Here is a 3,682-nt window from a genome sequence, read left to right as displayed (position 1 = left end):
TGTCCGGGCGGATCGCCGTCATGGGCGGCGACGCGGCGGCGACGCGGGCACGGCTGGAGCAGATCGCCCGCTTCGGATGGTGACACGCGCCCGGGCGACGCGCTCCCGGGCGCGCTCCAGGGTCCGGGCGACCGGGAACAGGGGATCGCGCCCCCCCTCGACCAGGAGATGGGCGATCGGCCGGCGCTCCGTCCAGAAGGTGGTGCCGAGGGCGAAGCCCGGCGGCGCGCAGGAATCGATCCGGTCGATCGGCCAGTCGCCCGCGGCCAGGGCCTCGGTCAGCCGGTGGACGAGCTGGACGCCCGGCGCGGTCTCCGGTCGGGTCTCGTCGTTGGCGATCTTCAGCACCCAGGCCTCCCGGCCGGTGACCGGCAGGATCAGGGAGGCCAGAAGTTGCTCCCCCCGGCGCAGGCGGGCGATGCGCACGCCATCCGCCGCGCCGAGATCGGCCAGGGCGGCGCGCAGGAAGGCGATCTCCGCCGTCCGCTGCGCCAGGCTCGTCCCGGCCTGCCCCTTCCAGCCGGCGGTCTCGAGGGCGACGTGGGCGTCCAGGGCCGGGCCGAGGGCTTCGGGTGCGGCGAGGATCTCGAAGGTCACGGGCCCCGCCGCCTCCAGGCGCGCGCGGGCGCGGCGCAGCTTGCGGCGGCGCTGACCGGAGAGGTGCCCGAGATAGCCGCTCCGCGCCTCCGGCCCGAACCCGCTCAGATCGAGCAGGCCGCGGTCATGCGGCCAGTAGGCGGCCCGGCGTCCGCCCTGCGCGGTGAGGAGGTCCGGCAGGGGGCCGTCGGCGGGGGCGTTCGGCAGGAGGAGCCGCGGCGGCAGGCCGAGCATGCCCGGCGCGGCGAGCAGCCCCGCGAGTCCGGCCTGTGGATCGGCGCCGTCGAGGAGCGGCGCGCCGAACGGGGCGTAGCCGTGGGTCCAGCCCATGAGCAGCGGCAGCGGCAGGCCCCAGCGCCGCCGCGACAGCCGGAACGGCCAGACGGCGACGAGCCGGGCCCCCGGCGCCTCCGGCGGCCGGTCGGCGACGAGGAGGAGCCGGACGCCCGCCCCGAAGGCGTCGCGGGCAGCCAGGGCGTAGCCGGCCTCGTAGAACGGGTTTCGGATGAGCGACGCCGCGCCCAGCGCCCGCCAGGCCGGGATCCAGGGGGCTCGGGGATCGAGGGGCCGGACCGCCGCCACGAACCCCCCCGGTAGCGCGGCGATGTCTGCCATGGCGGGACCGTCAGGCCGCGAGCCGGTGGCGGATCGCGCCGGCGAAGCCGAGCACGTCGTAGCGCCATGCCGTCATGCCGGCGGCGACGGCGAGCAGGACCAGGCGCAGGGCCTGCCCCGGCGGCATCAGCCCGCCCGGGACCAGGGCGATGCCGGCATTCACCGCGCCGCAGGCGAGCGCGATCCCGGCGATCCCCGCCATGTCGGCGAGGGGCAGCGGCATCGTCGTGCCGGCCCGGCGGGCGCCCAGCACCAGCACGAGGCAGGCCGCGCTCTGGCCGCCCGCGAAAGCGAGGGCCCCCCCGGCGGCACCGAACCGCGGATCACCAGGAGCGACAGGGCGGCGACCGCGGCGAGGGTCGCGAAGGCGGCGCCGGCCTCCAGGCCGCTGGAGCGGGTGAAGTAGATCACCTGCCCGAAATAATAGGCGCGGAACATCATCGGGATGGAGGCCAGGATCAGGACCGGCGCGAGCTCCCGCGCCTCCGCCCGGTAGGCGGGCCCGAGCAGCACCGCCACGACCAGATCGTCGAAGCACAGGAAGAACACCGCCCCGAAGGCGGCGATCAGCGTCATGGCCCGGGCGGCGTCGCGCAGCACCCCGGAGGCCGCCGCCATCCCGCCCGCCCGCGCCTCGCGCTTGGCGATGGAGATCAGCGACAGGGCGATCGCCTCGCCGAACACGATGAAGCTCTGCTTCAGGAAGTCGGCCAGCGCCCCGTAGGCGCCGAGCCCCGCTGGCCCCACCGTCTTGGCGATGATCAGCCGGTCGAGGCTCTGGGCGAGCGCCGCCGTCCCGAAGGACAGGACCAGCGGCCAGCCATAGGCGAAGAGCCGCAGGGCCTCGGCCCGGCTGCCGCGGCCGGGCATCATCGGCGCGATCGTGGCGGCGGCGGGGAGCGAGGCCAGGACGTTGGCGGCCGCCACCGCGAAGGCGAGATGCAGCGGATCCTGCGAGAGATGCAGCGCGAGGCTGCCGAGGGCGAGGATCAGGACGGCCCGGCTCATCACCGAGGCTGCCACCGCCCCGGCCCGGAGGCGCGTCCGGGCGATCTCGGTGGAGCCCTCGAACAGGGTGCTCCCGAAGGCGAGCGCCAGGATCGCGGCCGCCATCCGCGCCGACATCAGCCCGAGGCCGGCGGCCAGCGCGCTCCCGAGCCCCGCGAGCAGCAGCGTGCCGCCCAGGATCCGCACCACGGTGCCGACCTGCGCGGGCTCGCGCGCCTCGTCGTAGAGGGCGAAGAACGCGAATTTCGGCCACTGGCAGGTCGCCCCGTAGAGCACCAGCGACCAGGACAGGACGTAGAGGTAGGTGCCGTAGCTCTCCACCGGCGCGAGCCGCGTGAACACCGCCACGGAGGCCATGTTCAGGGCTGCCGCGAAGCCCCGGGAGCCGACATAGATCAGGCTGTGTCGGGCGATCATGTCCTAGAACCGGTCACACGCACCACGACCTCGCACCACGCTGGGACAGACCGGCTTCGTGGCGGGACGTAACGCAGGGACGGCGGGCATGACAGCCCGGGCCGTGCAGGCGGCGTGCCGCCGGCCCCGGCCCTCAGCCCGCGCCCCGCTTCCGGATCAGCGACGCGCCGGTCATCTCGGCCGGCTGGTCGAGCCCCATCAGGTCGAGGAGGGTGGGCGCCACATCCGCCAGGCGGCCGTCGGCCAGGGACACGCCGTCGACGCCGATGAGCAGGGCCGGGACCGGGTTGAGGGTGTGGGCGGTGTGGGGCTCCCCGGTCTCGGGATCGCGCATCATCTCGCAATTGCCATGGTCGGCGGTCACCAGCAGCGCCCCGCCCTGCGCCGTCACCGCCTCGACTACGCGGCCGAGGCAGGTGTCGACGGTCTCTACCGCCTTCACGGCGGCCGCGAGACTGCCGGTATGGCCGACCATGTCGGGATTGGCGAAGTTCAGGATGATGAGGTCGTAGCGCCCGGAGCCGATCGCCTCCACGGCGCGATCGGTGAGTTCCGGCGCCGACATCTCCGGCTGCAGGTCGTAGGTTGCGACCTTGGGCGAGGGCACGAGGACCGCGTCCTGCCCCGCGAACGGGTCCTCGCGGCCGCCGTTCATGAAGTAGGTGACGTGCGGGTACTTCTCGGTCTCGGCCATGCGCAACTGCGTGCGGCCGGCCCGGGCTACGGTCTCGCCGAGGCCGTTGGGCAGGTCGAGGGGGCCGAACAGGGTCTCGGCGAAGGCGTCGATCTCGACGCTGTACTGGACGATCCCCAGGGCGGCGGCGAACCGGACCGTCCGCGTGCGGTCGAATCCCGCGAAGGCCGGGTCGAGGAGCGCCTCCAGGATCTGCCGGGTCCGATCGGCGCGGAAGTTGAAGCACAGCAGGCCGTCGCCGTCCCGCATGCCGGCATAGTCGCCGATGATCGCGGGCCGCATGAACTCATCCGACACGTCCTGCGCGTAGGACGCGGCGACCGCCTGCCCGGCCCGCTCGAACCGGGTCCC

Annotated in this window: 4 protein-coding genes; all 4 read right to left on the bottom strand. The window is 74.6% G+C overall.

Going from position 1 to position 3,682, the window contains the following annotated elements; translation table 11 throughout:
• Positions 1 to 18: 18 nt before the first annotated feature.
• A complete protein-coding gene (locus I53_RS19585; protein ID WP_043353784.1) occupies positions 19 to 1,212 on the bottom strand; it encodes a GNAT family N-acetyltransferase in 1,194 nt (397 codons plus the stop codon).
• A gap of 10 nt (positions 1,213 to 1,222) precedes the next feature.
• Entirely contained in the window at positions 1,223 to 1,435 is a 213-nt protein-coding gene (locus I53_RS35290; RefSeq protein ID WP_251982377.1) for a hypothetical protein, read from the bottom strand.
• The gene (locus I53_RS19580) at positions 1,372 to 2,637 is read right to left on the bottom strand and encodes an oligosaccharide flippase family protein (protein WP_251982376.1); all 1,266 of its coding nucleotides are present in this window, start codon (positions 2,635 to 2,637) and stop codon (positions 1,372 to 1,374) included. Before I53_RS19580 ends, I53_RS35290 begins: the two co-directional genes overlap by 64 nt.
• Before the next feature lie 133 nt (positions 2,638 to 2,770).
• The coding region (gpmI, locus tag I53_RS19575) for a 2,3-bisphosphoglycerate-independent phosphoglycerate mutase (RefSeq protein ID WP_043353782.1) at positions 2,771 to 3,682 on the bottom strand (912 nt) is incomplete at its 5' end.

It is taken from the genome of Methylobacterium sp. B1, from assembly GCF_000333255.1.
In the GTDB taxonomy this organism is placed as follows: domain Bacteria; phylum Pseudomonadota; class Alphaproteobacteria; order Rhizobiales; family Beijerinckiaceae; genus Methylobacterium; species Methylobacterium fujisawaense.
Note: the sequence above shows the minus strand (reverse complement) of the source record. Positions and strands in the feature narration are given on the sequence as shown.

Excerpts from the sequence above, each read along its gene's own strand:
- I53_RS19585 (WP_043353784.1), bottom strand. The coding sequence starts at position 1,212 with ATGGCAGACATCGCCGCGCTACCGGGGGGGTTCGTGGCGGCGGTCCGG.
- I53_RS35290 (WP_251982377.1), bottom strand. The coding sequence starts at position 1,435 with ATGCCGCTGCCCCTCGCCGACATGGCGGGGATCGCCGGGATCGCGCTC.
- I53_RS19580 (WP_251982376.1), bottom strand. The coding sequence starts at position 2,637 with ATGATCGCCCGACACAGCCTGATCTATGTCGGCTCCCGGGGCTTCGCG.